The 24279-nt window shown below is 64.6% G+C and carries 26 protein-coding genes and 1 pseudogene; 6 read left to right on the plus strand and 21 right to left on the minus strand.

The genetic code is table 11. The features are described from left to right. Positions 1 to 24: 24 nt before the first annotated feature. The 4 genes from ACFW0B_RS10335 to ACFW0B_RS10350 form a co-directional block, all read right to left on the minus strand. The gene (locus tag ACFW0B_RS10335) at positions 25 to 447 is read right to left on the minus strand and encodes a YciI family protein (RefSeq protein ID WP_449147820.1); all 423 of its coding nucleotides are present in this window, start codon (positions 445 to 447) and stop codon (positions 25 to 27) included. A 400-nt stretch (positions 448 to 847) separates the two neighbouring features. Continuing rightward, the gene (recJ, locus tag ACFW0B_RS10340; RefSeq protein WP_449147821.1) at positions 848 to 2563 is read right to left on the minus strand and encodes a single-stranded-DNA-specific exonuclease RecJ; all 1716 of its coding nucleotides are present in this window, start codon (positions 2561 to 2563) and stop codon (positions 848 to 850) included. Between the two features lie 101 nt (positions 2564 to 2664). After that, complete coding sequence (locus ACFW0B_RS10345; protein ID WP_449147822.1) at positions 2665 to 3204, minus strand: YaeQ family protein; 540 nt, start codon at positions 3202 to 3204, stop codon at positions 2665 to 2667. A 72-nt stretch (positions 3205 to 3276) separates the two neighbouring features. Further along, positions 3277 to 4431, minus strand: coding sequence for a GGDEF domain-containing protein (locus ACFW0B_RS10350; RefSeq protein ID WP_449147823.1), 1155 nt, complete (start codon positions 4429 to 4431; stop codon positions 3277 to 3279). Positions 4432 to 4632: 201 nt separating this feature from the next. Between ACFW0B_RS10350 and ACFW0B_RS10355 the strand changes: the two genes are divergently transcribed. Beyond that, complete coding sequence (locus tag ACFW0B_RS10355; protein WP_449147824.1) at positions 4633 to 5832, plus strand: CaiB/BaiF CoA transferase family protein; 1200 nt, start codon at positions 4633 to 4635, stop codon at positions 5830 to 5832. 196 nt (positions 5833 to 6028) lie between these two features. On the opposite strand, the gene thrC is transcribed toward ACFW0B_RS10355, so the two are convergent. From thrC to ffh, 9 genes are all read right to left on the minus strand, one after another. Then, positions 6029 to 7438, minus strand: a complete 1410-nt coding sequence (gene thrC / locus ACFW0B_RS10360; RefSeq protein WP_449147825.1) for a threonine synthase — start codon at positions 7436 to 7438, stop codon at positions 6029 to 6031. A 90-nt stretch (positions 7439 to 7528) separates the two neighbouring features. Next, positions 7529 to 8833 carry a homoserine dehydrogenase gene (locus tag ACFW0B_RS10365; RefSeq protein WP_449147826.1) on the minus strand — a complete coding sequence of 435 codons (1305 nt, stop codon included), beginning with the start codon at positions 8831 to 8833 and terminating at the stop codon, positions 7529 to 7531. 110 nt (positions 8834 to 8943) lie between these two features. Next, entirely contained in the window at positions 8944 to 9672 is a 729-nt protein-coding gene (locus tag ACFW0B_RS10370) for a disulfide isomerase DsbC N-terminal domain-containing protein (RefSeq protein ID WP_449147827.1), read from the minus strand. 390 nt (positions 9673 to 10062) lie between these two features. Then, positions 10063 to 10959 carry a site-specific tyrosine recombinase XerD gene (gene xerD, locus ACFW0B_RS10375; protein ID WP_449147828.1) on the minus strand — a complete coding sequence of 299 codons (897 nt, stop codon included), beginning with the start codon at positions 10957 to 10959 and terminating at the stop codon, positions 10063 to 10065. A 177-nt stretch (positions 10960 to 11136) separates the two neighbouring features. Further along, positions 11137 to 11487 carry a 50S ribosomal protein L19 gene (gene rplS / locus ACFW0B_RS10380; RefSeq protein WP_028630298.1) on the minus strand — a complete coding sequence of 117 codons (351 nt, stop codon included), beginning with the start codon at positions 11485 to 11487 and terminating at the stop codon, positions 11137 to 11139. Positions 11488 to 11531: 44 nt separating this feature from the next. Further along, the gene (gene trmD, locus ACFW0B_RS10385) at positions 11532 to 12284 is read right to left on the minus strand and encodes a tRNA (guanosine(37)-N1)-methyltransferase TrmD (protein WP_449147829.1); all 753 of its coding nucleotides are present in this window, start codon (positions 12282 to 12284) and stop codon (positions 11532 to 11534) included. Between the two features lie 9 nt (positions 12285 to 12293). Continuing rightward, positions 12294 to 12830 carry a ribosome maturation factor RimM gene (gene rimM, locus ACFW0B_RS10390; protein WP_449147830.1) on the minus strand — a complete coding sequence of 179 codons (537 nt, stop codon included), beginning with the start codon at positions 12828 to 12830 and terminating at the stop codon, positions 12294 to 12296. Between the two features lie 9 nt (positions 12831 to 12839). Continuing rightward, positions 12840 to 13091 (minus strand): 30S ribosomal protein S16, encoded by a 252-nt coding sequence (rpsP, locus tag ACFW0B_RS10395; RefSeq protein ID WP_151136526.1) that lies wholly within the window; start codon positions 13089 to 13091, stop codon positions 12840 to 12842. A 124-nt stretch (positions 13092 to 13215) separates the two neighbouring features. Further along, the gene (ffh, locus tag ACFW0B_RS10400; protein WP_449147831.1) at positions 13216 to 14589 is read right to left on the minus strand and encodes a signal recognition particle protein; all 1374 of its coding nucleotides are present in this window, start codon (positions 14587 to 14589) and stop codon (positions 13216 to 13218) included. A 156-nt stretch (positions 14590 to 14745) separates the two neighbouring features. Here ffh and ACFW0B_RS10405 point away from each other — a divergent pair, with 156 nt between their 5' ends. Together ACFW0B_RS10405 and ACFW0B_RS10410 are read left to right on the plus strand one after the other, a co-directional pair. Next, positions 14746 to 15546 carry a cytochrome C assembly family protein gene (locus tag ACFW0B_RS10405; protein WP_449147832.1) on the plus strand — a complete coding sequence of 267 codons (801 nt, stop codon included), beginning with the start codon at positions 14746 to 14748 and terminating at the stop codon, positions 15544 to 15546. Positions 15547 to 15697: 151 nt separating this feature from the next. After that, positions 15698 to 16378 (plus strand): annotated as a pseudogene (locus ACFW0B_RS10410) (transporter associated domain-containing protein); the annotation flags it as partial. A gap of 11 nt (positions 16379 to 16389) precedes the next feature. Here ACFW0B_RS10410 and ACFW0B_RS10415 read toward each other — a convergent pair. From ACFW0B_RS10415 to ACFW0B_RS10435, 5 genes are read right to left on the minus strand one after another with little or no spacing between them, the layout of a single operon-like run. Next, positions 16390 to 17163: an SGNH/GDSL hydrolase family protein gene (locus tag ACFW0B_RS10415; RefSeq protein ID WP_449147833.1), complete on the minus strand. Its 774-nt coding sequence runs from the start codon at positions 17161 to 17163 to the stop codon at positions 16390 to 16392. Beyond that, complete coding sequence (purT, locus tag ACFW0B_RS10420) at positions 17160 to 18341, minus strand: formate-dependent phosphoribosylglycinamide formyltransferase (protein ID WP_449147834.1); 1182 nt, start codon at positions 18339 to 18341, stop codon at positions 17160 to 17162. Before purT ends, ACFW0B_RS10415 begins: the two co-directional genes overlap by 4 nt. Positions 18342 to 18358: 17 nt before the next feature. Beyond that, positions 18359 to 18568: a DUF1289 domain-containing protein gene (locus tag ACFW0B_RS10425; protein WP_449147835.1), complete on the minus strand. Its 210-nt coding sequence runs from the start codon at positions 18566 to 18568 to the stop codon at positions 18359 to 18361. Beyond that, the gene (locus ACFW0B_RS10430; protein ID WP_449147836.1) at positions 18568 to 19092 is read right to left on the minus strand and encodes a gamma carbonic anhydrase family protein; all 525 of its coding nucleotides are present in this window, start codon (positions 19090 to 19092) and stop codon (positions 18568 to 18570) included. The genes ACFW0B_RS10425 and ACFW0B_RS10430 overlap by 1 nt, the downstream gene beginning before the upstream one ends. Positions 19093 to 19113: 21 nt before the next feature. Continuing rightward, entirely contained in the window at positions 19114 to 19716 is a 603-nt protein-coding gene (locus ACFW0B_RS10435) for a CoA pyrophosphatase (RefSeq protein WP_449147837.1), read from the minus strand. A gap of 166 nt (positions 19717 to 19882) precedes the next feature. On the opposite strand from ACFW0B_RS10435, the gene ACFW0B_RS10440 reads away from it, so the two are divergent. Together ACFW0B_RS10440 and ACFW0B_RS10445 are read left to right on the plus strand one after the other, a co-directional pair. After that, positions 19883 to 20437 (plus strand): NUDIX hydrolase, encoded by a 555-nt coding sequence (locus ACFW0B_RS10440; protein WP_449147838.1) that lies wholly within the window; start codon positions 19883 to 19885, stop codon positions 20435 to 20437. Between the two features lie 45 nt (positions 20438 to 20482). Then, positions 20483 to 20986: a L,D-transpeptidase family protein gene (locus ACFW0B_RS10445; RefSeq protein WP_449147839.1), complete on the plus strand. Its 504-nt coding sequence runs from the start codon at positions 20483 to 20485 to the stop codon at positions 20984 to 20986. Between the two features lie 153 nt (positions 20987 to 21139). Here the strand turns inward: ACFW0B_RS10445 and ACFW0B_RS10450 are convergent, their stop codons facing one another. The 3 genes from ACFW0B_RS10450 to ACFW0B_RS10460 all read right to left on the minus strand — a co-directional run bounded on the left by ACFW0B_RS10450 (position 21140) and on the right by ACFW0B_RS10460 (position 22437). Next, entirely contained in the window at positions 21140 to 21499 is a 360-nt protein-coding gene (locus tag ACFW0B_RS10450; protein ID WP_449147840.1) for a PilZ domain-containing protein, read from the minus strand. 60 nt (positions 21500 to 21559) lie between these two features. Next, positions 21560 to 21982, minus strand: coding sequence for a DUF4124 domain-containing protein (locus ACFW0B_RS10455; RefSeq protein ID WP_449147841.1), 423 nt, complete (start codon positions 21980 to 21982; stop codon positions 21560 to 21562). A gap of 83 nt (positions 21983 to 22065) precedes the next feature. Continuing rightward, entirely contained in the window at positions 22066 to 22437 is a 372-nt protein-coding gene (locus tag ACFW0B_RS10460) for a tetratricopeptide repeat protein (RefSeq protein WP_449147842.1), read from the minus strand. A gap of 293 nt (positions 22438 to 22730) precedes the next feature. Here ACFW0B_RS10460 and pyk point away from each other — a divergent pair, with 293 nt between their 5' ends. Continuing rightward, on the plus strand, positions 22731 to 24182 hold the full coding sequence (gene pyk, locus ACFW0B_RS10465) for a pyruvate kinase (protein ID WP_449147843.1): 1452 nt from the start codon (positions 22731 to 22733) through the stop codon (positions 24180 to 24182). Positions 24183 to 24279 lie beyond the last annotated feature (97 nt).

A 24279-nucleotide genomic window follows, 5' to 3' on the forward strand; every position in this document is an offset into this window, starting at 1 on the left:
TCTCCTGTCCGTGGTGGTTGACTGTCACTGCTGTCGGGATTTCTCGAACAATCGCTCTTCCTGTTCGCGCAGTTCGGGGGTGAGTGCTTCGCCGAAGTCCTCGGCCTCGAATACCTGGCGGATTTCGATCTCGGATTCGGACGGCATCGGGTTGGGGCAGCGCTTGACCCACTCGATGCACTCTTCCAGGGAATCGACCTTGAACAACCAGAAGCCGGCGATCAGCTCCTTGGTTTCCGCGAAGGGGCCGTCGATGACGGTGCGCTCCTTGCCCTTGAATACCACCCGCGCCCCCTTGGAGCTGGGGTGCAGGCCCTCACCGGCGAGGAGGATGCCGGCCCGGGCCAGCTCCTCGTTGTACTGGCCCATGGCCGTGAGCAGCTCCGTGCTGGGCATGATGCCGTCTTCCGACTCCCTGGTTGCCTTGACTATCACCATGAAGCGCATTGTCTCTCTCCTGTTGGGTGGCATGAGCGCCAGCCTGCGGCCGCTGCCGGCTGACTGTGCCAATTGGTCGAAGGGGAAACGACGGAATCGACAACAGGCCGAAAATATTTCTCGAGGGCGCAGGACTGGAACAGCGTAGCCCTGGATGGAGAAGGTGCGCAGATGGGGTGACGGGTGAGCAAGTAGCTGCATTGCCCGTAGGAGCTGGCTTGCCAGCGAATGGCCCCTTTTCGCTAGCAAGCTAGCTCCTACAAGGCGCCTGGACCGACGGTCGATTTCCGGGGTTGGCGCAGCGATCCGGGCACGCTACGCGTGCCTTGTTGGGCTTCGCTTCGCTCTGCACCAACCTACGGGATGTGCGTCCATAGCGGCTTCGATGTGGGGGCCGCCAGCATTGGCATCAGCGCGGAGCGATGTGCGCCACCATCAGCTGCACGCTTTCCTGGCCTCGGTATTCGTTCACGTCCAGCTTGTAGGCCAGTTCGGCCCAGCGGACGCTGGCGTTGGGCCATTGCTCGCGGTCGATATTGAAGGCGATGCCGTCCAGTTGCACCGAACCGCATTCGCTCTTGAGCACCAGCTTCAGGTGACGCTCCCCGACCAGACGCTGCTGGACGATCTGGAACACGCCATGGAACAACGGCTCGGGGAAGTGCTGGCCCCAGGGCCCGGCCAGGCGCAGGGCGCGGGCCAGTTCCAGGTGGAATTCCTCGATGCTCAGCTGGCCATCGGAGAGCAGGCGGCCGGTGAGGTCATCCTCATCGAGCTGGCGACGTGCTTCGGCGTCGAAGGCAGCGGCGAAGGCACCGAAGTTTTCCACAGGCAAGGACAGGCCGGCGGCCATGGCGTGGCCGCCGAACTTGCTGATCAGCCCCGGATGGCGGGCGGCGACGGCATCCAGCGCGTCGCGGATATGGAAACCTGGCACCGAGCGCGCCGAGCCCTTGAGCAGGCCATCGCCGGCATCGGCAAAAGCGATGGTCGGGCGGTGGTAACGCTCCTTGAGGCGCGAGGCGAGGATGCCGATCACCCCTTGGTGCCAGTCCGGCTCGAAGACGCAGAGGCCGAAAGGCATGTCTTCGATGGGCAGGTTCTTCAGTTGGGCCAGGGCCTCGCGCTGCATGCCCTGCTCAATGGCCTTGCGGTCCTGGTTGAGCTGGTCCAGCTGCACCGCCATGTCGCGGGCCAGAGCCTCGTCTTCGCACAGCAGGCATTCGATACCCAGGCTCATATCGTCCAGGCGGCCGGCGGCGTTCAGGCGCGGGCCGAGGATGAAGCCGAGGTCGGTGGAGGTGATGCGCCCGGCCGGCCGCCCGGCGACTTCGAGGATGGCCTTGAGGCCGGGCCGGGCACGGCCGGCACGGATGCGCGCCAGGCCCTGGTGGACCAGGATGCGGTTGTTGGCGTCCAGGGGCACCACGTCGGCCACGCTGCCCAGGGCGACGAGGTCGAGCAGGTCGCCGAGGTTGGGTTCCTTGAGGCCGGCACGGGCGAACCAGTCCAGCTCGCGCAGACGCGCGCGCAGGGCCATCAGCACGTAGAAGATCACGCCTACACCGGCCAGGGACTTGCTGGGGAAGTCGCAACCGGGCTGGTTGGGGTTGACGATGGCGTCCGCCGCCGGCAGCTCCGGTCCCGGCAGGTGGTGGTCGGTGACCAGGACCTTGAGCCCGGCGGCCTTGGCGGCGGCCACGCCTTCGACGCTGGAAATGCCGTTATCCACGGTCACCAGCAGGTCGGGGCGGCGCTCCAGGGCCACGGCGACGATTTCCGGGGTCAGGCCGTAGCCGTATTCGAAGCGGTTGGGGACCAGGTAGTCGACATGGAAGGCGCCGAGCATGCGCAAGCCAAGCACACCGACGCTGCTGGCGGTAGCGCCGTCGGCATCGAAGTCACCGACGTAGAGGATGCGCTGGCGCTTTTCCAGGGCTTCGACCAGCAGGGCCACGGCGGCGTCGATGCCCTTGAGCCGCTGGTAGGGGATCAGCCGCGCCAGGCTCTTGTCCAGCTCGGCCACCGATTGCACACCACGGGACGCATAGAGGCGGGTCAAAAGGGGTGGCAGGTCGCCCAGGTCGGGCAGGACATCGGGCAGGGCACGCTGTTCGATACGCATGAAAGGTCCAATCTATGACTCGACTTCCCCTCTCCCTCCCGGGAAAGAGCCTTGGGGCGAGCGCTGGGCACCCTCCCCCCGGAAATCCTCCGGACTTCCGATCAACGTTCCCCGGCCAGCCACTCCAGTGGAATTTCGTGCTGGCCGCGCTCATCGGTGATGAACAGCGAACCGTCGCTGATCATCACGCTCCAGCTCAGCGAGCGTGGCAGGTCGCGGGCGAGTTCTTCCAGGGCTTCCTGGTTGACGCCGACCACGTTGATGTTCTTCAGGTTGCGCACGCCGTCCAGCACCTTGCTCTGCCACACGCGCAGGTTGCCGTAGGCCACCAGGCTGAAGCGCTCGGTGCGGCGCGAGCACCAGGTGATGCGCTCGGCATCCGGCTGGCCCACTTCGATCCAGTGCAGGATGCGGTCGTCCAGGCTCTTTTCCCACAGCGCGGGTTCATCGACATCCGACAGGCCACGGCCGAAGGACAACTGCTCGTGGTACCAGAGGGCATAGGCGATCAGGCGCACAGCCAGGCGCTCTTCGGTTTCCGAGGGGTGTCTGGCGACGGTGAAACGCAGGTTCTCGTAGACGCTGCGGTCCAGGTCGGTGAGGTTGAGCTCGACTTTGTAGGGGGTCGCTTGGAGGGCCATGGCGGGCTTCTTGGTGATTCGCGGAGGGCGGCAAGTCTACCCTGATTCAGCAGCCTTGGCTGAGCCTTCCGGCTAATCGGCGGGATAGCGCTGGATGCGGTTGCGGCCCTTGTCCTTGGCGGCATAGAGGGCGTCGTCGGCCAGGGAAAGCAGGCGAAACAGGTCGTAGCCGGCGTCCCTGGAACTGACGATACCGATGTTGACGCTGTGCTCACCCGGCTCCTGGAACGGCAGTTCGGAGAATTCGCGGCGGATGCGCTCGGCCACCTGGGCGCCGGCTTCGTCGTCGGCGTCTGCCAGCAGGCAGGCGAACTGCCCTTCGCCAATGCAGCTGAACACATCCTGCTTACGCATGCTGCCGACAGCGATCCGGGTGAAGGCCACCAGGGCCTCATCGCCGATGTCGTGCCCATAGTTGTCGTCGAGGTGTTTGAAGTGGTCGAGGTCGTACAGCAGCAGGGCCACCGGCTCGCCCTGGTGCTCGCAGCTCTCCAGCAGGTATTCGCCGGTGGTCATGAAGGCGCGGCGGTTGCCGACGCCGGTGAGCGGATCGCAGTAGGCGGCGGCGCGGAACTTGAGCTCGGCGCGTTCCTTGACCATGGACAGGGTGACGAAGGAGATGCCGATGGCGTAGAGCAGGGTCTCTAACACCAGCAGGGAGAAGAAGCTGGCGCCCTGCCCGCTGCTGGCCACCGCTGCGTCGAAGGGCATACCGCGGTCGACGATGATGCGCACGCAGTAAAAGCCCATGTGGAAGAGGGTCAGGACCAGGGCCGGCAGGTAGGCCACTTCCAGGCTCTGGCGGCTGCGCCACAGCTCGTAGGCGCTGAGGCCGGTGTAGCAGACGGTGATCAGCGAACCGACCGCGATGCGCACCGTGAGGGACTCGTAGAACGCCGGATTGAGGCAGAACAGCGCCCAGACCACCGCCCCGGCGCAGATGCCCGGCACATGCGGCTGGCGTCCGGCGAACACCCGCATAGTGGTCCAGATCATGGCCGTGCTGATGTGCAGCACCACGTTGCCGATCACCAGCGGCAGGTAATCCACCCCCATGCCGCGCAGGTTGCCCAGCGCGGTGCCCAGCACACCGAGCAGCAGCGCGGCGGACAGGTAGCCGAGGGTCGGTTCGCGGCGGCCACGGCGCCAGGCGTGGAGCATGAGAATGCCCACCAGGGCGAGGATGTAGATATCCACAAGCACCAGGGTGGGCACATTCAGTTGCATGGTCCCTCCTCCCGACACGTGCTGGTCGACAAGCGGCGGAGGCTGGCAGCACGTGTTGGCACGGCGTCCGGCGTATGCGATCCGGGGTCCTGCCAAGAACTTTAAGTCGCCCTGCACAGGGGCGCCAGCGGTAAACCGGACTGTTCTCGGCAGGCCCCGCGGAGTAGAGTCGCCGCCATTGCCCGAAGCCTGGATATTCCGATGAACGTCGCTGCAAAACCCCTCGCCGGCCTCAAAGTGATCGAGCTCGGCACCCTGATCGCCGGTCCCTTCGCCTCGCGCCTGTGCGCGGAGTTCGGAGCGGAAGTCATCAAGATCGAATCGCCCGACGGCGGCGATCCGCTGCGCAAGTGGCGCAAGCTGTATGAAGGCACCTCGCTCTGGTGGTTCGTGCAGGCCCGCAACAAGAAGTCGCTGACCCTGAACCTCAAGCACCCGGAAGGCCAGGAGATCCTCAAGAAGCTGCTGGCCGAGGCGGACATCCTCATCGAGAACTTCCGCCCTGGCGTGCTGGAAAAACTGGGCCTGGGCTGGGAGACCCTCCACGCCCTGAACCCGAAGCTGGTGATGGTGCGGCTGTCCGGCTTCGGCCAGAGCGGGCCCTACAAGGACCAGCCAGGCTTCGGTGCGGTGGGTGAATCCATGGGCGGGCTGCGCTACATAACCGGCTTCGAGGACCGCCCGCCGGTGCGTACCGGCATTTCCATCGGCGACTCCATCGCCGCGCTCTGGGGCGTGATCGGCGCCCTCATGGCCCTGCGCCACCGCGAGGTGAACGGCGGCCAGGGCCAGGTGGTGGACGTGGCGCTCTACGAGGCGGTGTTCGCCATGATGGAAAGCATGGTCCCGGAGTTTGATGTGTTCGGTTTCATCCGCGAACGCACCGGCAACATCATGCCCGGCATCACCCCCTCCTCCATCCACACCGCCGCCGATGGCCGCCATGTGCAGATCGGCGCCAACGGCGATGCCATCTTCAAGCGCTTCATGCAGGCCATCGGCCGCGAGGACCTGGCCAACGACCCGACGCTGGCCAGCAACGACGGCCGCGACGCGCGCCGGGACGAACTCTACGGGGTGATCGACCGCTGGGTGGGCTCGCTGCTGCTGGAAGAGGTACTGGCCGTGCTGAACCGCGCCGAAGTGCCGGCCAGCCGCATCTTCTCCGCCGAAGACATGTTCGCCGACCCGCAGTTCCTCGCCCGCGAGATGTTCCTCTCGGCGAAACTGCCGGACGGCAAGCCATTCAAGATGCCGGGCATCGTGCCCAAGCTCTCGGAGACCCCCGGCTCCAGCGAATGGATCGGTCCGGAATTGGGGGAACACAACGCCGAGGTGCTTTCCGGTCTGGGCTACAGCGCCGAGCAGGTGGCGGCGCTGAAGCAGAATGGGGCGATTTGAGCGGGCGCAGAGGTGGTCTGGTCGACTGTGGGGGCGAATTCATTCGCTAAGCAGGCCGAAGGCCTGCCATTTGGAACATCAGGGGGCAGCTTCGCTGCCCTTTGCGAATGAATTCGCCCCCACAAGGTTTCCACCCCACCCAATGAAAAAGGCCGGCCCCTTTCGGGAGCCGGCCTTTTCGTTTCAGGCGCCTGGCTTACAGCGGCTTGCCGCGGTTGCCATGCTGGCTGACGAAGGCCTGGATCTGCTTCAGGTCGTTCGGCAGCACGGTGAAACGCTCCTCGCGCTGGAACAGGTCGGCAAGGTGCGGCGGCAGTGCAGGGGCCTGGCCAATGCCGGCCTTCTCCACAGCCTCGGGGAACTTCACCGGGTGGGCGGTGCCCAGGGTGACCATCGGGATCGCCAGGCTGCGGCGGCATTCGCGGGCAGCGCGTACGCCGATGGCGGTGTGCGGGTCCAGCAGCTCGCCGCATTCCTTGTAGACCTCGGCGATGGTTTCGCAGGTGGCTGCGTCATCCACGGCCAGGGAGTCGAACAGCTTGCGCGCTTCGGTCCAGCGGTCTTCCTCGACGCTGAAGCCACCACCCTGCTTGAAGGTATCCATCAGGCTGGCGATGGCGGCGCCGTTGCGGCCGTGCAGGTCGAACAGCAGGCGCTCGAAGTTGGACGAAACCATGATGTCCATCGACGGCGACAAGGTCGGGTGCAGGGTTTCCTTGACGTACTGATTGCCGCTCATGAAGCGGTGCAGGATGTCGTTGCGGTTGGTGGCGACGATCAGTTGGCTGACCGGCAGGCCCATGTTGCGCGCCAGGTAGCCGGCGAAGATGTCGCCGAAGTTGCCGGTGGGCACGGAGAAGGCCACGGAACGCGCCGGGCCGCCCAGCTGCAAGGCCGCGTGGAAGTAGTAGACGATCTGGGCCATGATCCGCGCCCAGTTGATCGAGTTCACAGCCACCAGGCGGGTGCCCTTGAGGAAGCCCTGGTCAGCGAAGCTCGCCTTGACCATCTCCTGGCAATCGTCGAAGTTGCCCTCGACCGCGATGTTGTGGATGTTGTCGCCGAGGATGGTGGTCATCTGCCGGCGCTGCACCTCGGACACGCGGTTGTTCGGGTGCATGATGAAGATGTCGACGTGCTCGCAGGCCTTGCAGCCTTCGATGGCGGCCGAACCGGTGTCACCGGAGGTGGCGCCCATGATCACCACACGCTCGCCGCGCTTGCTCAGCACGTGGTCGAGCAGACGGCCCAGCAGCTGCAGGGCGAAGTCCTTGAAGGCCAGGGTCGGGCCATGGAACAGCTCCAGCACCCACTCGTTGCCGTTCAGCTGGCGCAGCGGCGCCACGGCGTTGTGGGCGAAGCCGCCGTAGGTCTCTTCGAGGATCTTCTTGAAGTCGGCATCACTGATGCTGCCGGCCACGAAGGGACGCATCACGCGGAACGCCAGTTCGTGGTAAGGCAGGCCGGCCCAGGAGGCGATTTCTTCCAGGGTGAAGCGCGGCAGGTTTTCCGGGACGTAGAGACCGCCGTCGCTGGCCAGGCCAGCCAGCAGCACGTCTTCGAAGTTCAGGGCGGGAGCCTGGCCGCGGGTACTGATATAGCGCATGTCTTAAAACCTTCGGTTTTGGCTTCAGGCTCCAGGCCACAGGCTCCAGGCATTTCGCCTGCGGCCTGCCGCCTGTAGCCTGCAGCCCGGTTAGTTCAGTTGCTCGACGCGGATGCGTACAACGCTGCCTACCACGTCTTCCAGAGCTTCCAGCGCGGCGATGGCGTCGTTGACGCGCGCCTCGATGACCCGGTGGGTAACCAGGATCATCGGCACCAGGCCGTCCTGCTCTTCGACTTCTTTCTGCATGATGGATTCGATGTTGATGCCGCGTTCCGACAGGATGGCCGCGACCTGCGCCAGCACGCCCGGGTGATCCTTGGCCTGGATACGCAGGTAGTAGGCGCTTTCGCAGGCTTCGATCGGCAGGATCGGGTGGTCGGACAGGGCATCCGGCTGGAAGGCCAGGTGCGGCACATGGTTTTCCGGGTCGGTGGTCAGGGCACGGACCACGTCCACCACGTCGGCGACCACGGCAGAGGCGGTGGCCTCCATGCCGGCGCCAGCGCCGTAGTAGAGGGTGCTGCCGGCGGCATCGCCGTTGACCATCACCGCGTTCATCACGCCGTTGACGTTGGCGATCAGGCGGTCGGCCGGAATCAGGGTCGGGTGTACGCGCAGTTCGAAGCCGCTGTCGGTGCGACGCGCCACGCCCAGGTGCTTGATGCGGTAGCCCAGGGCTTCGGCGTAGTTGACGTCCGCGCTGGTGAGTTTCGAGATGCCCTCGGTGTAGGCCTTGTCGAACTGCAGCGGGATGCCGAAGGCAATGGACGCGAGGATGGTCAGCTTGTGGGCGGCGTCGATACCTTCGACGTCGAAGGTCGGGTCTGCTTCGGCGTAGCCCAGTGCCTGGGCTTCCTTCAGAACGTCTTCGAAGGCGCGGCCCTTCTCGCGCATTTCGGTGAGGATGAAGTTGCCGGTGCCGTTGATGATGCCGGCCAGCCAGTTGATGCGGTTGGCGGCGAGGCCTTCACGGATCGCCTTGATCACCGGGATGCCACCGGCGACAGCAGCTTCGAAGGCGACCATGACGCCCTTCTCGCGGGCCTTGGCGAAGATTTCGTTGCCGTGCACGGCAATCAGCGCCTTGTTGGCGGTGACCACGTGCTTGCCGTTCTCGATGGCCTTCAGGACCAGTTCGCGGGCCTGGGTGTAGCCACCGATCAGCTCGATGACGATGTCGATTTCCGGGTTGTTGGCCACGTCGAAGATGTCGGCGGTGATGGGGGGAGCGCCGGTTTCACACTTCGGGTTGGGACGACGAGCGGCAATCTGGGCAACTTCGATTCCACGCCCGGCACGGCGGGCAATCTCCTCGGCGTTGCGTTTGAGTACGTTGAAGGTGCCGCCACCGACGGTCCCCAGGCCACAGATGCCTACTTTTACCGGCTTCACGCTGAACTCCCCATCATCACTGCGAAAACGGCCGGGTGAGTCCCGGCCGAGGAAAAGAGCCGCACTTTACGAAGCGGCTGAATATTGGTCAATCGAAGCGAGCGCCCGGATTACTTGGCCTCCAGGGCAAGTTTCGCCAGCTGCGGAGCCGGCTGGTAGCCCGGGATCATCTGGCCATTGCCCAGCACGATGGCCGGGGTGCCGTTGACGCCGATCAGCTGGCCCAGTTCGAACTGCTTGGCCACCGGGTTGTCGCAGGTCGCCGCCGGCAGTTCTTCTCGTGCCTTGGCCTTGTTCATCGCGGCCTGGCGGTCCTTGCTGCACCAGACGCTGACCAGGCTGTTGTAGCCATGGCTGCCGATGCCCTGGCGCGGGAAAGCGACATAGCGCACTTCGATGCCGCGGCGGTTCAGCTCCGGCACTTCGCTGTGCAGCTTCTGGCAGTAGCCGCAGTCAGTGTCGGTGAACACGGTGATATGGGCCTTGGCCGGCTCCTTGGGCGAGAACACCACCATCTCGCTGGCGGGGATGGCGTTGATTTCCTTGGCGATAGAGCGGCTCTCGGCCTGCTCGGTGAGGTTCACCGGCTTACCGTTCTGCACGTGATAGAGGTAGCCCTGCATCAGGTATTGGCCATCGGCGCTGGTGTAGAGCATGCGGCCGCCCTTGAGCTGAACCTGATAGATGCCGGGCATCGGGCTCTCGGCGATGGACTCGATGGGCAGGCCGAGTTGCAGGGCGTCGAGGGTCTTGCGGATGGCCTGGTCCGGATCGTCGGCGAGGCTGATGGTGCTGGCGAGGCCGAGGGCCAGGCCGGCGATAAGACGGGTCACGCGCATGGGTACTCCTGTCGAGCGGCGGACGTTCGGGAAACCGCTCAAGCCTAACACAGAAGCCCTGGCACGCAGACCTCGGGTGCCCGGCGGACGTTGCCGGAAGCCGGTCGGGCATTTGTAGGAACCGGACCCGGTATTCCATGGCCGTGTCGTTCGCCGGGGCGACGCAGCGCGAAGGTCGGGACTTGTGCATGACATCCCTGTCGCGCCTTCTGTGCCGGGTTCGACCCCGGCCCGGCCATCCATGGCCGGTCGTTCGCCGGGGCGACGCAGCGCGAAGGTCGGGACTTGTGCATGACATCCCTGTCGCGCCTTCTGTGCCGGGTTCGACCCCGGCCCGGCCATCCATGGCCGGTCGTTCGCCGGGGCGACGCATGCGTCGCCTTATCCGGCTCACCCCCGCGGGTGGTGGCGGGCGTGCAGTTCCTGCAGGCGGGCGCGGGCGATGTGGGTGTAGATCTGGGTGGTGGACAGGTCGCTGTGGCCCAGCAGCATCTGCACCACGCGCAGGTCCGCGCCGTGGTTGAGCAGGTGCGTGGCGAAGGCGTGGCGCAGGGTGTGCGGCGACAGGGACTTGCTGATGCCGGCCACCTGGGCCTGGTGCTTGATGCGGTGCCAGAAGGTCTGGCGGGTCATCTGCTCGCCGCGCAGGCTGGGAAAGAGCACGTCGCTGGGCTTGCCGTCCAGCAGGAAAGGTCGCGCCTCGCGCTGGTAACGCTCAAGCCAGGCGATGGCTTCCTCGCCCAGGGGCACCAGGCGCTCCTTGCTGCCCTTGCCGAACACCTTCAGCACGCCCTGGCGCAGGTTGACCTGTTCCAGGGTAAGGCTCACCAGTTCGGTGACCCGCAGGCCGCAGGCGTAGAGAACTTCGAGCATGGCGCGATCACGCAGGCCGATGGGGTCTTCCAGGTCGGGGGCGTCCAGCAACGCCTCCACATCCGCTTCGGAGAGCGATTTGGGCAAGGGGCGGCCGAGTTGCGGCAGGTCCACCTGCAGGGTCGGGTCTTCGAGAATCAGGTTTTCCCGCAGCAGGAAGCGGTAGAAACCGCGCAGGCCGGAGAGGAACCGCGCCGTGGAGCGCGCCTTGTAGCCCTGGTCCAGGCGCCAGGCCAGGTGGTCGAGGATGAGGTCGCGCCCGGCCTTGTCCAGGGTCATGCCGCGCTCATCGAGCCAGCCATTGAAATGGGCGAGGTCGCTGCGGTAGGCCGAGCGGGTGTGTTCGGACAGGCCCTTTTCCAGCCAGAGGGCGTCGAGAAAGCGGTCAATCAGGGGATGGTCTAGCGCGGGCATGAATGGCGGCCTTGACGGTATGAGACGCTAGTCTTCCATAGCGCCACATCCGATTCATCTCCGATCGGGGCGTCCGATGAGTGAACAGTTCCGTAGCCACTCACCAGGCTTTTCACACAGGTAAGAAAAAACCCGCCGAGGCGAACCTGGGCGGGTTTTTCGGGAAAGCTGTGGCGATTAGGCCAGCTTCTCCTTGATACGAGCTGCCTTGCCGGACAGGTCGCGGAGGTAGTACAGCTTGGCCTTGCGCACGTCGCCGCGACGCTTGACGCTCAGGCTGTCAACCAGCGGGGAGTAGGTCTGGAAAGTACGCTCTACGCCAACGCCGTTGGAGATCTTGCGCACGGTGAAAGCGCTGTTCAGGCCACGGTTACGCTTGGCGATGACCACACCTTCGAAGGCCTGCAGACGGGAACGGTCGCCTTCCTTCACTTTCACTTGAACGATTACGGTGTCGCCCGGGGCGAAAGCCGGAATCTCTTTGTTCATTTGTTCAGCTTCGAGTTGCTGAATGATCTTGTTGGTCATCGCTATGCTCCTAAGACAGCCCTTCTGGGCGTGCCATCGATACGTTAACTATCGTTCCGCTGGCGGATGTATTCCTCCAGCAGCTTTTTCTCTTCTCCAGAAAGCGAGCGGCAATCCAGAAGATCGGCCCGACGTTCCCAGGTGCGCCCAAGCGCCTGCTGCAAACGCCATCGCCGGATGTGTTCGTGGTTGCCGCTGAGCAGCACCTCGGGAACACGTTTGCCTGCATACAGCTCCGGACGGGTGTAATGCGGGCAATCGAGCAGGCCGTCCGTAAAGGAGTCCTCCTCAGCGGAGTCCGCGTGGCCCAGAGCGCCGGGCAGCAACCGCGTCACCGCATCGATCAGCACCATGGCCGGCAGCTCACCGCCGGACAGGACGTAGTCGCCGATCGACCATTCTTCATCGACGTGCTCCTCAATGAAGCGTTCGTCGATGCCTTCGTAGCGCCCGGCAATGAGGATCAAAGCTTCCTCGTTCGCCAGCTCGCGCACGGCCGCCTGCTTCAGCTGGCGCCCTTGCGGCGAGAGGTAGATCACCTTCGCCTTCTCCCCCGCCGCTGCCTTGGCTGCTGCCAGGGCCCTTTCCAGGGGCTGGATCTTCATCACCATCCCGGGGCCGCCGCCGAAGGGCCGGTCATCCACCGTCTGGTGGCGGTCCTCGGTGAAGCTCCGCGGGTTCCAACAGTTGAGCTTGAGCAACCCCTGCTTCACCGCTCGGCTGGTGATGCCGTATTGGCTGATGGCGGCAAACATCTCGGGAAAGATGCTGATCACTTCAACCTGCATGCTTTTCATGTCAGGTCCTCAGAAATCGGCGTCCCATTCCACCCGCATCTCGCCGGCTTCCAGGTCGATCGACCGTACGCACTGCTCCGTGTAGGGCAGCAGGCGTTCGCGATCATCCAGGCTTCCAGCGCAGGGCTTGACCACCATCACATCGTTGGCGCCGGTCTCCAGAAGGTGATCGATGCGGCCGAGCAGCTGCCCATCCTGGTTGATCACGTTGAGACCTTCCAACTGGTGCCAGTAGAACTCGTCTTCGTCGAGATCCGGCAGTTCGCTGACGGGAACGCAGATTTCAAAACCTGCGTAGGTGCGGGCGACATCTCGATCGACCAACCCCTTCAGCTTCACCACCAGGACCTTGCCATGCAAGCGTCCGCTGGCGACTTCAACCTGCTTTACCTCGTTGTCACGCCTGAGCGTCCAACGGCGGTAATCGAGCACGTTATCCAGCGGGTCGGTGAAGGAGTAGACCTTCACCTCACCACGTACGCCGTGCACCGAGAAAATCTTGCCGAGAACGATGAGTTCGTCGGCGGCGGCCGGCGTCGTGCTCATAAAAGATGCTTAGGCAGCAGCCTTGGCAGCTTCCTTCAGCAGCTGAGCAACGCGCTCAGACGGCTGGGCGCCCTGGCTCAGCCAGTAGTTGGCGCGTTCCTGGTTAACGGACAGCTTGACTTCCGCACCGGTGGCGATCGGGTTGAAGAAACCGATGCGCTCTACGAAGCGACCGTCGCGCGCATTGCGGCTGTTGGTCACGGTCAGGTGGTAGAAGGGGCGCTTCTTGGAGCCGCCACGGGCAAGACGGATGGTTACCATTGAACTTCGTTCCTATAGTCGGTGCTTTTCAAGCATGGGCCATGGGCCCGAAAGGCCGCATATTCTAAGGATTATCCGGCCGATTGCAAATCTCTTTTTAGAGGCCGCCGGTCGGCGGCCGGGCTCACATCTTCGGCATGCCGCCGGGGAACATGCTGCCCATGCCGCGCATCATCTTGGCCATGCCGCCCTTGGCGGTGACCTTCTTCATCATCTTCTGCATCTGCTTGTGCTGCTTGATGAGGCGGCCGACGTCCTGCACCTGGGTGCCGGAGCCCAGCGCGATGCGGCGCTTGCGCGAACCACTGATCATTTCCGGATCACGGCGCTCGGCGGGCGTCATCGAGTTGATGATCGCCTCCATCTGCTTGAACTGCTTCTCGGCGGCGGTCTGGGCGTTGCCCATCTGCGCCAGGTTGACGCCACCGAGCATCGGCAGCTTGTCCATCAGGCTGCCGAGGCCGCCCATGTTCTTCATCTGTTGCAACTGGTCGCGGAAGTCTTCGAGGTCAAAGCCCTTGCCTTTCTTGATCTTCTTCGCGAGTTTCTCGGCCTTCTCGCGGTCCATGTTCTGCTCGGCCTGTTCGATCAGGCTGAGCACGTCACCCATGCCGAGGATGCGCGAGGCGACGCGGTCGGGGTGGAAGGGATCGAGGGCTTCGGTCTTCTCGCCCATGCCAAGGAACTTGATCGGCTTGCCAGTGATGGCGCGCACCGAGAGCGCGGCACCGCCCCGGGCGTCGCCGTCGACCTTGGTCAGCACCACGCCGGTCAGCGGCAGGGCGTCGTTGAAGGCCTTGGCGGTGTTGGCGGCGTCCTGGCCGGTCATGGCGTCGACCACGAACAGAGTTTCCACCGGCTTGATGGCGGCATGCACCTGCTTGATCTCGTCCATCATCTCGGCGTCGACGTGCAGGCGGCCCGCGGTGTCGACGATGACCACATCGATGAACTTCAGCTTGGCTTCGCGAATCGCCGCCTGGGCGATATCCACCGGCTTCTGGCTGGTATCGGAGGGGAAGAAGGTGACGCCGATGTCATTGGCCAGGGTTTCCAGCTGTTTGATGGCCGCCGGGCGGTAGACGTCCGCGGAAACCACCAGCACCGACTTCTTCTTGCGCTCCTTGAGGAAGCGCGACAGCTTGCCCACGGTGGTGGTCTTGCCCGCGCCCTGCAGGCCGGCCATCAGGATCACCGCCGGCGGCGCGGCGTTCAGCGCCAGGTCCTCGTTGGCGGCGCCCATCAGCTCCACCAGTTCGGCCTGGACGATCTTCACGAAGGCCTGGCCCGGGGTCAGGCTCTTGGAAACCTCGGTACCGACCGCCCGATCCTTGATTTTGGCGACGAAGTCCTTCACCACCGGCAGGGCGACGTCGGCCTCGAGCAGGGCCATGCGCACCTCGCGCAGGGTGTCCTTGATGTTGTCCTCGGTCAGTTTGGCCTTGCCGGTGACATGGCGCAGCGTCTGTGAGAGGCGGTCGGTAAGGTTTTCAAACATGCGCGTTCCTTTCGGGCTCTCGTGAGCCCCGGCTGAGCTTGCGGCAGGCGGCGGAGTATAACGAAGAGTCGGCTTTGCCGACACCGCCAGCGGTCTTTCACCGGCAGGCCTTGTATGCCACACTCACTGCCTTTCGGGCTTGCCTTACAAGGACTTATGCACCCTCTGCTGCCCAGCCTCCTGGCTGCATTCCTCTATGCGGGCATCACTGGCTACCAGGGCCTTCGCCTTGGCCAGCGCACTACGCCGGACAAACGCCTGCTGATCATCGGCGGCGGCCTGGCGCTGCTCGCCCATGGCACCGCGCTCTTCCTCGAGCTGTTGACGCCTGCCGGCCTCTACCTGGACTTCTTCAACTCCGCGAGCCTGATCGCGGCGGCGGTGATCCTGCTGACCATCGTGGCCATCGCGCGGATTCCCATCGAGAACCTGTTGCTCCTGCTATTGCCCCTCGGCGCCCTGACGGTGCTGGCGGCGGCACTGGTACCGGGCGGCACCTCCCAGGTCATCGACGAAGCGCCGGGCATTCTCGCCCACATCCTGCTGTCGATCCTGGCCTACGGCCTGCTGACCATGGCGGTGTTCCAGGCCTTGCTGCTGTTGCTGCAGGACCACCAGCTCAAGCACAAGCATCCGTCCGGGCTGATCAAGAACTTCCCCGCCCTGCAGACCATGGAAAGCCTGCTGTTCGGCTTCCTCTGGGCCGGCTGGAGCCTGCTGTCGCTGTCGCTGATCTCCGGCTGGGTGTTCGTCGACAACCTGTTCGCCCAGCACCTGGCGCACAAGACCATCCTTTCCTGTATCGCCTGGGTGGTGTTTGGCGTGCTGCTCTGGGGCCGCCACCAACTGGGCTGGCGCGGGCACAAGGCCGTCCGCTGGACCCTGGCGGGTTTCTGCCTGCTGATGCTGGCGTACTTCGGCAGCAAGCTGGTCCGCGAATTCATCCTCCACGTCTGAAGACACCATGCACGGACTGCTCGCCGGCCTCCTCCTCGGAATCACCCTCTCCCTGGTGGCCGGCGCGATAGTGGCCTGGCTGGCAGCCCGGCGCCGCCATGGCGTCGAGATCCAGCCACAATCCCGCCTGCCGGTAGCGGTGAGCGATGCGCTGCAGCAGGTCACCGTCGCCTCGATCATGATTCCCCGCAACGAAATCCAGGGCATCAACCTGGACACTTCGCCGGACGAGCTCCTCAGCCAACTGCAGAACGCCACCCACACCCGCCTGCCGCTCTACCGCGAAGACATCAACCAGATCGAAGGCATCCTCCACCTGCGCCAGCTGCCGCGTCTGCTGACCCAGGGCCCGACCAGCGCCGAGCAGCTGCTGGCGGTAAGCCGCGAGACCTATTTCGTCCCGGAAAGCACGCCGCTGCTGACCCAGCTGGTGAACTTCCAGAAGCACAAGCGCCGCCTTGGCATCGTGGTCGATGAATACGGCGACGTGGTGGGCCTGGTCAGCCTGGAAGACATCTTCCAGGAGCTGGTGGGTGAGTTCGGCAGCCTGGAAGATTTCGCCCCCAATCCCGGCATCCAGTCCCGCGACGACGGCCGCTACGAGCTGGACGGCGCATTGCACCTGCGTGAGCTGAACCGGGCGCTCGGCTGGCACCTGCCCTGCGACGGCCCGAAAACCCTCAATGGGCTGATCACCGAGGCCCTGGAGCAGATTCCCGACTGCAGCGTCTGCCTCAAGGTCGGCCCCTATCGCCTGGAAATCCTCCAGTCCGGCGGAAACCGCGTGCAGCGCGTACTCGCCTGGCGCGCCGGGCTTACGCCGAAGGCGTAGTGGCTTCGATCTCAGACGCCGAGATCGAGCGCCAGCGCCTCTGCTTTCCGCGGTGATGAAGCCAGCTCGATGAACCAGTCCGCCAGCGACTCGCCCCAGACGCGATAGCCCAGGCTCGACGGATGGTAGCCATCCAGCGCCAGGTAATCCGGGCGCATCTCCAGACTGGTGGCGCAACATGCCAGCCCTTCCCGCAGCGCCAAGGCTTGCAGTTGGCGATCCAGCAGCCGCGCCCGCCAGCCCAGCAACTGGCGCAACAGCCAGGGCAAGGCACTGAAATGCTGCAGCGGCGGCACGCCCGCCAGGACGACTTGCGCGCCACGTCCGGTGAAATGTCGGGCCAGGCCCTGGAGCGATCCCAGCCAACTGCGGCTGGAGCTGAAATGGGTGGTGTCGTTCACGCCGAACACCAGCAACACCAGATCGACGGGCTCCTCCGCCACCTCTGGCAGCAGGCGTTGCAGTGCCTCGCTGGCGGTGATGCCATTCTCGCCACAGGCACGCCAGGCAACGGGGCGCCCCAGACGCATCGCCAGGGCCGCGGCCAACTGGCCGGCCAGGGCGAAGTCCAGGCAGGAAGCACCGACCCCGGCCACAGTGGACTCACCAATCAGGAGAAGACGCAGGGGCTCGTCTTCGAGCTCACCCCCTGCAAGGCCGAACTCTGGCCCGGCGGCAGGCGCCAGGCGCAGGGCGGTACGGTGGGTATGCACGGCCATGGGCAATGCCAGGGGCAGCAGCGGCAGCGCCGCCGCCCACCAGCACAGACCGGCCAGATGCATCACAGCTGGACGTCGACCGCCTGAGCCGAACGGGTCGCCTTGGCCCGCGCGAGGTCGGTGGATTCGTCTCGCGCCAGGGCCACGCCCATGCGCCGCTGACCATCCACTTCAGGCTTGCCGAACAGCCGCAGGGCGGTATCCGGCTCGCTGAGGGCGGCGCCCAGGTTGCCGAAGCTGACCTGGCTGGACTTGCCTTCGACCAGGATCACCGCCGACGCGGAAGGCCCCATCTGGCGGATGGCCGGGATCGGCAAGCCGAGGATGGCCCGCGCGTGCAGGGCGAATTCGGAAAGGTCCTGGGAGATCAGGGTGACCAGGCCGGTGTCGTGGGGGCGCGGCGAAACTTCGCTGAACCACACCTGGTCGCCCTTGACGAACAGTTCCACGCCGAACAGTCCACGGCCGCCCAGGGCTTCGGTCACCGCCTGGGCGATGCGCTCGGACTCGGCCAGGGCCTTCGGGCTCATGGCCTGGGGCTGCCAGGATTCGTGGTAGTCGCCCTTCACCTGGCGATGGCCGATGGGGGCGCAGAAGCTGGTGCCGCCCACGTGGCGAACGGTGAGCAGGGTGATCTCGTAGTCGAAATCGATGAAGCCTTCGACGATCACTCGGCCCTTGCCGGCGCGGCCGCCTTCCTGGGCGTAGTCCCAGGCTGTCTTGAGGTCGGCATCCGACTTCAGCACGGACTGGCCCTTGCCGGAGGAACTCATGATCGGCTTGACCACGCAGGGATAACCCACGCTGGCCACGGCGGCGCAGTAATCCTCGAAATTGTCGGAGAAGTGGTACGGCGAGGTGGGCAGGCCCAGCTCTTCGGCGGCGAGACGGCGGATGCCTTCGCGGTTCATGGTCAGCTGGGCGGCACGGGCGGTGGGCACCACGGTGAAGCCTTCGGCTTCCAGCTCCACCAGCGTGGCGGTGGCGATGGCCTCGATCTCCGGCACGATGAAGTGCGGTTTTTCCTGCTCGATCACGGCACGCAAGGCAGCGCCGTCCAGCATGCTGATCACGCGGCTGCGATGGGCCACCTGCATGGCCGGGGCATCGGCGTAACGGTCGACGGCGATGACTTCGCAGCCCAGACGCTGCAGTTCGATCGCCACCTCCTTGCCGAGCTCACCGGAGCCGCACAGCAGTACACGGGTCGCGCTAGGCGACAAGGGGGTTCCAATACGGGGCATGTCGTTTCCTCGGGGAGTCAAGAAACCTGGGGCGGGGGAATGATGAACTGGCCGCCGGCACGGGCGCGCTCGAAGCAACGGGCCAGGACCTCGCGGCGCTCGGCATTGTCCATGCGGCCCCAGCGGGTGATTTCATCGGCGCTGCGCTGGCAGCCGCTGCAGATGTCGTGGTCGTCCAGCACGCAGACCTGCACGCAAGGCGAACGGACGGGGCGCTCGGCGTCCATCAGTCGTCCTGCTCCGCGAGGTCGCGGGCGTAGCGCTGGGCGTTTTGCACATAGTGGGCGGCGCTGGCTTCGAGCATCTTCTTCTGTTGCTCGGTCAACTCGCGCACCACCTTGCCGGGGGAGCCCATGACCAGCGAACCGTCGGGAATTTCCTTACCTTCGGGAATCAGCGCGTTGGCGCCGATGATGCAGTACTTGCCGATCTTCGCGCCGTTGAGCACCACGGCGTTGATGCCGATCAGGCTGAAGTCGCCCACCGAGCAGCCGTGCAGCATGGCGTTGTGGCCGATGGTCACGGAGCGGCCGATGTTCAGCGGGTAGCCCATGTCGGTATGCATCACGGTGCCATCCTGGACGTTGCTGTTCTCACCGATGTGGATCAGCTCGTTGTCGCCGCGCAGCACGGCGCCGAACCAGACGCTGGCACCGGCATCCAGGCGCACCTTGCCCACGAGGGTGGCGGTGGGGGCGGTCCAGCTGTCGACATGGGCTTCGACCTGTGCGGTTCCAAGGCGGTATTTCATCAGGCGCTCCTCGAACGGGGCTTATTTGAGTCTTATGAAGGTCTCGGGGGCGCGGGTCATGTCTATCCCGGCGTCAAACACCAGGTTGACCAGCTCGACCACCATGATGGCGGTCAGGCCCCAGATCTTGTATTCGCCGTACTGGTAGCTGGGCACGTACCAGCTGCGGCCGAGGTAGTCGATGCGGTGGGTCACCTGGCGCGGGTCATCGCGAAAGAACGCCAGCGGGACGCTGAACACCGAGTCGATCTCGCCATGGTTGGCCTTGTACTGGACGAAGTCCGGAACCAGGCCGACATAGGGCGTGACCTTGATGCCGTGACGGGAGACCAGTGAGCTGAGCGGGCCGATGACCTCCACCAGCCCGGGCGGCAGGCCGACCTCTTCCTCCGCCTCGCGCAGGGCGGTGCGGACCAGATCCTGATCCTCGGGATCGCGGCGGCCGCCGGGAAAGGCGACCTCTCCGCCGTGGGTGGACAAGCCGCTGGCACGCAGGGTCAGTACCAGTTCCGGCTCGTCACTGCGGGTGATGGGCACCAGCACCGCGGCTTCGGGGAAGTCACGATCGATTTCCAGGATTTTCGGGGAGTAGCTCTGCACGCGACGGAGCAGGTCATCCAGCATGGATTATCTCGTTGTTCTCGACTGCCGGGCATGATGGCATGAACCTTGGGGACGCCCAAGTCCCACACCGACAGGTCGCACCCTCCCCTCCTCGGTTTGTCCGTCCCGCCGCTTGCCGTGCGACACCGTGCCGCGCCAAGATGGATGCCTGCCCCGAGGACCCACGATGAAATACTGCAGCCAGTGTGGCGGTCCGGTCGTCCAGCGCATCCCCGACGGCGACAACCGTCTGCGCTATGTGTGCGAGATCTGCCACACGATCCACTACCAGAACCCACGCATCGTCGCCGGTTGCCTGCCGGTGTGGGGTGAGCAGGTACTGCTCTGCCGCCGCGCCATCGACCCGCGCAAGGGGTTCTGGACGCTCCCGGCCGGTTTCATGGAAAACGGCGAGACCATGGAGCAGGCCGCCACCCGTGAAACCTTCGAAGAAGCCTGCGCCCGTGTGCGCAACCTCAGTCTCTACACCCTGTTCGACCTGCCGCATATCAGCCAGGTCTACACCTTCTTCCGCGCCGAACTGGTGGACCTGGACTTCGCCGCTGGCGAAGAAAGCCTGGAGGTACGCCTGTTTCACGAGCGGGATATTCCCTGGTCGGAGCTGGCTTTTCCGACCGTGGGCCGTACCTTAGAATGCTTCTTCGCCGACCGCGCCGGACAGGTCTTCCCGGTGCGCAACGAGCCGCTGGCACCCTTGCTGGCCTATTACAAGAAAGCCTGACCGCTATTCTGCTTAATATTTGAACACTGTGGGGATGTCGTACCGATGCGCTGGTTGCTAGTCGTACTTTTCATGAGCCTTGCCGCTCTCGCCCAGGCAAGTACTGCGCCGACGCTGGGTGGCAAGTCCATCGACAAGGTCCTGGTAGTGAAATCGGAACGCAAGCTGTTGCTGATGAATCGTGGCGACATCCTCAAGGCGTACCGCATTTCCCTTGGCAAGGTTCCAACCGGTCCCAAGCTGCGCGAAGGCGACCAGCGCACTCCGGAAGGCTTCTACTGGATCGACTGGCGCAAGACCAGCGACAAGTTCAACCTGGCCATGCACATCTCCTATCCCAATGCCCGCGATGCCGCCAAGGCCCGGGAAAAGGGCGTGTCCCCCGGCGGCATGATCATGATCCACGGCACCCCGCTGGATGAGGAATACCCGGAGTGGTACTTCCACACCCTGGACTGGACCGAGGGCTGCATCGCCATGAAGAACGCGGACATGCGGGAAATCTGGAGCCTGGTGAAGGACGGCACCCTGATCGAGATACGACCCTGAAGCCATCTGCAACGAAAAAGGCGCCATCTGGCGCCTTTTTCATTTGCCTGTGGAAGCGAATTCATTCGCGATTGAGATCTCCCCCAGGCAAATCGTAGCCTGGATGAAATCCGGGAGTCGGCCAGCCAACCGCTGGCCAATTTTCAGGCAGACTCAGGCCGAGGCGGCCAAAGGACGAAAGCTGAAATAGAAACGCAGGGCATCGATGAGGTCGACGTAATCCGCCGGCGGTGCCTCCAGGGAAAAGCCGGAATCGTAGTTCCCCGGGGTCACGTCCTCGTGGCACCACTGGCAGGTGGCGTAGAAGTCGATGAAGTGCAGCTGCCCATCCTTGCCCGGAATCTTCAAACGCATGTCGAAGCGCGCGCCCACCAGCATGGGCAGCTGGCTTATCAGCATCAGGCCGTCCATGGAAACATTGCCCAGGTACCCCATGGGCTTGTCGGTGATGCGATTGAACACCTTCAGGTAGTAAGGCAACTGATGGCGTTCGATATGGCGCTTCGTCGGCATGATATCAAATAGCTATTGATGGCACTTCAGTATGGACTCGTTGCCGCCCCGGACCAACCGTCAATTGCAATCACGGGCCACGCTCTCGGCCAGTTTGCGACGGATGGATTCGATCTGCTCATCAGTGTAGTACTGACGCTCACCACGCTCGTCGAGGCGATACAAAGGTCCGCCAAGGTTCAGCTGACCCAGCTGATCGCGCATCTGGCTGCATCTCTTCTGCCGCTGTTCACGTGCAGCCTGGGCCTTGTCGGCGGCCGCCGCCTGCTCCTGCCGGCGTGCGTCGTGAATTCTCTCGGTACGTGCCTCGCGCTCGCGGGTCGCCTGATCGCGCTCCACGACCTGGGGCTTCACCGATACCGCCTCGGCGCCCTCCCGCGGCGTCTCGCTGAAATGCACCTGTCCCTGGGCATCGGTCCAGCGGTAGATCTGTGCACCGGCGATGGCCGGTATCAGCAACAGGCAGCACAGCAGGTGGCGCATTCCTGGGTCCCTCGGGTAGAGGCTCAGCTTAGTCCCGGCCGGGCGTGGCTCAACCCGCCAACGACCGACGGCCGGGTTACGGGTCAGAACGGTGCCGCGCTCGCCTTCACGCTACTGCCGCCTATACGGCCGAGCTGCTGGAGTGTCTCCAGGCGCGCCTTGGCGCGGTAGGCGTACTCGCTGGTGGGGTAGCGGGCGATGATGAACTGGTAAGTCTGCGCCGCATCGACGAACAGGCTCTGGCGCTCCAGGCACTGGCCGCGCAGCAGGGAGATTTCCGGCTGCAGGTACTGGCGGGAGCGACTCTTGCGCTCGGCCTTGGACAATTCGAGCATCACGTCTTCGCAGTCTCCGTGCTCGTAGGAGCGGTAGGCATTGTTCAGGTGATGGTCGAGGGACCAGCGCGTGCAGCCGCCCACAGCTGCCAGCAGGGTCAGGATGATCAGGGTTCGCATGGTGGGTTCCTCCGTCCACCGGGATATCGGCCGGGTTCGCCGTTTCTTCAGGCCGCCGGGCGATCCGGATACGCAGCGTACCTTCTGTTTGGCCTTGCCGGCTGCGGGTGCAATTTCCCGGCAGCGACCTGGCGAGCAGGGCCTCGCGCAATCTGGACCAGGCGCTGAATTCGCCCCCTGTAACACCGCTCTGCGGGCCAACTGAAACAATTCAGCGGGTAGTGCACAGGAACAATGACTACAGTTTTCTCGCGTAGTAGCCTCGCGCTCTGCTTGAAAAATGGAGTCTTCGCATGCCTTTCCGCCGCACCAAAATCGTCGCCACCCTCGGCCCGGCCAGCAACTCCCCGGAAGTCCTGGAGCAGCTGATCATCGCGGGACTGAACGTCGCCCGCCTGAACTTCTCCCACGGCAGCCCCGAAGAACACAAGGCACGCGCCCGCCTGGTCCGCGAACTGGCCGCCAAACACGGCCGCTTCGTCGCCCTGCTCGGCGACCTGCAAGGCCCGAAGATCCGCATCGCCAAGTTCGCCAACAAGCGCATCGAACTGAAGGAAGGCGACAGCTTCCGTTTCTCCGTCACCCATCCCCGTGACGCCGGCAACCAGGAAGTGGTGGGCATCGACTATCCGGACCTGGTCAGGGATTGCGGCGTGGGCGACGAGCTGCTGCTGGACGACGGCCGCGTGGTCATGCGCGTCGAAAGCACCAGCGCCGACGAACTGCAGTGCCGCGTGCTGATCGGCGGTCCGCTGTCCGACCACAAGGGCATCAACCGTCGCGGCGGCGGCCTGACCGCTCCGGCCCTGACCGCCAAGGACAAGGCCGACATCAAGCTGGCTGCGGAAATGGAACTGGATTACCTGGCGGTGTCCTTCCCCCGTGACGCCGCCGACATGGAACTGGCCCGCCGCCTGCGCGACGAAGCCGGTGGCAAGGCCTGGCTGGTGGCCAAGATCGAACGCGCCGAAGCGGTGGCCGACGACGAAGCCCTCGACGGCCTGATCCGCGCCAGCGACGCCGTGATGGTGGCCCGTGGCGACCTGGGCGTGGAAATCGGCGACGCCGAGCTGGTGGGCATCCAGAAGAAGATCATCCTGCACGCCCGCCGCTACAACAAAGCCGTGATCACCGCGACCCAGATGATGGAGTCGATGATCCACAGCCCGATGCCCACCCGCGCCGAAGTCTCCGACGTAGCCAACGCCGTGCTCGACTACACCGACGCCGTGATGCTCTCGGCCGAAAGCGCCGCGGGCGAGTACCCGGTCGAAGCGGTGCAGGCCATGGCACGCATCTGCCAGGGCGCCGAAAAGCACCCGGACAGCCGCCGCTCGCACCACCGCATCGGCCAGACCTTCGACCGCTGCGACGAGAGCATCGCCCTGGCGTCGATGTACGCCGCCAACCATTTCCCGGGCATCAAGGCCATCATCTGCCTGACCGAAAGCGGCTACACCCCGCTGATCATGTCGCGTATCCGTTCCTCGGTGCCGATCTTCGCCTACTCCCCCCACCGCGAAACCCAGGCCCGCGTGGCGCTGTTCCGTGGCGTGGAAACCATCCCCTTCGACGCCGCCGCACTGCCGCCGGAGAAGGTCAGCCAGATGGCCGTGGACGAACTGCTGCAACGCGGCGTGGTGACCAAGGGCGACTGGGTGATCCTGACCAAGGGTGACAGCTACACCACCCAGGGCGGCACCAACACCATGAAGATCCTCCACGTGGGTGATCTGCTGGTCTGACCTGGCCGGTGAAACAAAAAAGCCGCCTTTCGAGGCGGCTTTCTTGTTTGAGCAATCGGGGATCAAAAATCTTGTGGGGGCAAGTTCATTCACCCCC

This window comes from Metapseudomonas phytobenefica (assembly GCF_043392685.1).
Taxonomy (GTDB): Bacteria; Pseudomonadota; Gammaproteobacteria; order Pseudomonadales; family Pseudomonadaceae; genus Metapseudomonas.

Excerpts from the sequence above, each read along its gene's own strand:
- purT (WP_449147834.1), bottom strand. The coding sequence starts at position 18,341 with ATGCCCCGTATTGGAACCCCCTTGTCGCCTAGCGCGACCCGTGTACTG.
- ACFW0B_RS10460 (WP_449147842.1), bottom strand. The coding sequence starts at position 22,437 with ATGCGAACCCTGATCATCCTGACCCTGCTGGCAGCTGTGGGCGGCTGC.
- ACFW0B_RS10335 (WP_449147820.1), bottom strand. The coding sequence starts at position 447 with ATGCGCTTCATGGTGATAGTCAAGGCAACCAGGGAGTCGGAAGACGGC.
- ACFW0B_RS10370 (WP_449147827.1), bottom strand. The coding sequence starts at position 9,672 with ATGCGCGTGACCCGTCTTATCGCCGGCCTGGCCCTCGGCCTCGCCAGC.
- ACFW0B_RS10355 (WP_449147824.1), top strand. The coding sequence starts at position 4,633 with ATGAACGTCGCTGCAAAACCCCTCGCCGGCCTCAAAGTGATCGAGCTC.
- rpsP (WP_151136526.1), bottom strand. The coding sequence starts at position 13,091 with ATGGTAACCATCCGTCTTGCCCGTGGCGGCTCCAAGAAGCGCCCCTTC.
- ACFW0B_RS10430 (WP_449147836.1), bottom strand. The coding sequence starts at position 19,092 with ATGAAATACCGCCTTGGAACCGCACAGGTCGAAGCCCATGTCGACAGC.
- ACFW0B_RS10440 (WP_449147838.1), top strand. The coding sequence starts at position 19,883 with ATGAAATACTGCAGCCAGTGTGGCGGTCCGGTCGTCCAGCGCATCCCC.
- ACFW0B_RS10455 (WP_449147841.1), bottom strand. The coding sequence starts at position 21,982 with ATGCGCCACCTGCTGTGCTGCCTGTTGCTGATACCGGCCATCGCCGGT.
- trmD (WP_449147829.1), bottom strand. The coding sequence starts at position 12,284 with ATGAAAAGCATGCAGGTTGAAGTGATCAGCATCTTTCCCGAGATGTTT.
- ACFW0B_RS10405 (WP_449147832.1), top strand. The coding sequence starts at position 14,746 with ATGCACCCTCTGCTGCCCAGCCTCCTGGCTGCATTCCTCTATGCGGGC.
- recJ (WP_449147821.1), bottom strand. The coding sequence starts at position 2,563 with ATGCGTATCGAACAGCGTGCCCTGCCCGATGTCCTGCCCGACCTGGGC.
- xerD (WP_449147828.1), bottom strand. The coding sequence starts at position 10,959 with ATGCCCGCGCTAGACCATCCCCTGATTGACCGCTTTCTCGACGCCCTC.
- ACFW0B_RS10425 (WP_449147835.1), bottom strand. The coding sequence starts at position 18,568 with ATGGACGCCGAGCGCCCCGTCCGTTCGCCTTGCGTGCAGGTCTGCGTG.
- pyk (WP_449147843.1), top strand. The coding sequence starts at position 22,731 with ATGCCTTTCCGCCGCACCAAAATCGTCGCCACCCTCGGCCCGGCCAGC.
- ACFW0B_RS10445 (WP_449147839.1), top strand. The coding sequence starts at position 20,483 with ATGCGCTGGTTGCTAGTCGTACTTTTCATGAGCCTTGCCGCTCTCGCC.
- rimM (WP_449147830.1), bottom strand. The coding sequence starts at position 12,830 with ATGAGCACGACGCCGGCCGCCGCCGACGAACTCATCGTTCTCGGCAAG.
- thrC (WP_449147825.1), bottom strand. The coding sequence starts at position 7,438 with ATGCGCTATATCAGTACCCGCGGCCAGGCTCCCGCCCTGAACTTCGAA.
- ACFW0B_RS10450 (WP_449147840.1), bottom strand. The coding sequence starts at position 21,499 with ATGCCGACGAAGCGCCATATCGAACGCCATCAGTTGCCTTACTACCTG.
- ACFW0B_RS10435 (WP_449147837.1), bottom strand. The coding sequence starts at position 19,716 with ATGCTGGATGACCTGCTCCGTCGCGTGCAGAGCTACTCCCCGAAAATC.
- ffh (WP_449147831.1), bottom strand. The coding sequence starts at position 14,589 with ATGTTTGAAAACCTTACCGACCGCCTCTCACAGACGCTGCGCCATGTC.
- ACFW0B_RS10345 (WP_449147822.1), bottom strand. The coding sequence starts at position 3,204 with ATGGCCCTCCAAGCGACCCCCTACAAAGTCGAGCTCAACCTCACCGAC.
- ACFW0B_RS10350 (WP_449147823.1), bottom strand. The coding sequence starts at position 4,431 with ATGCAACTGAATGTGCCCACCCTGGTGCTTGTGGATATCTACATCCTC.
- rplS (WP_028630298.1), bottom strand. The coding sequence starts at position 11,487 with ATGACCAACAAGATCATTCAGCAACTCGAAGCTGAACAAATGAACAAA.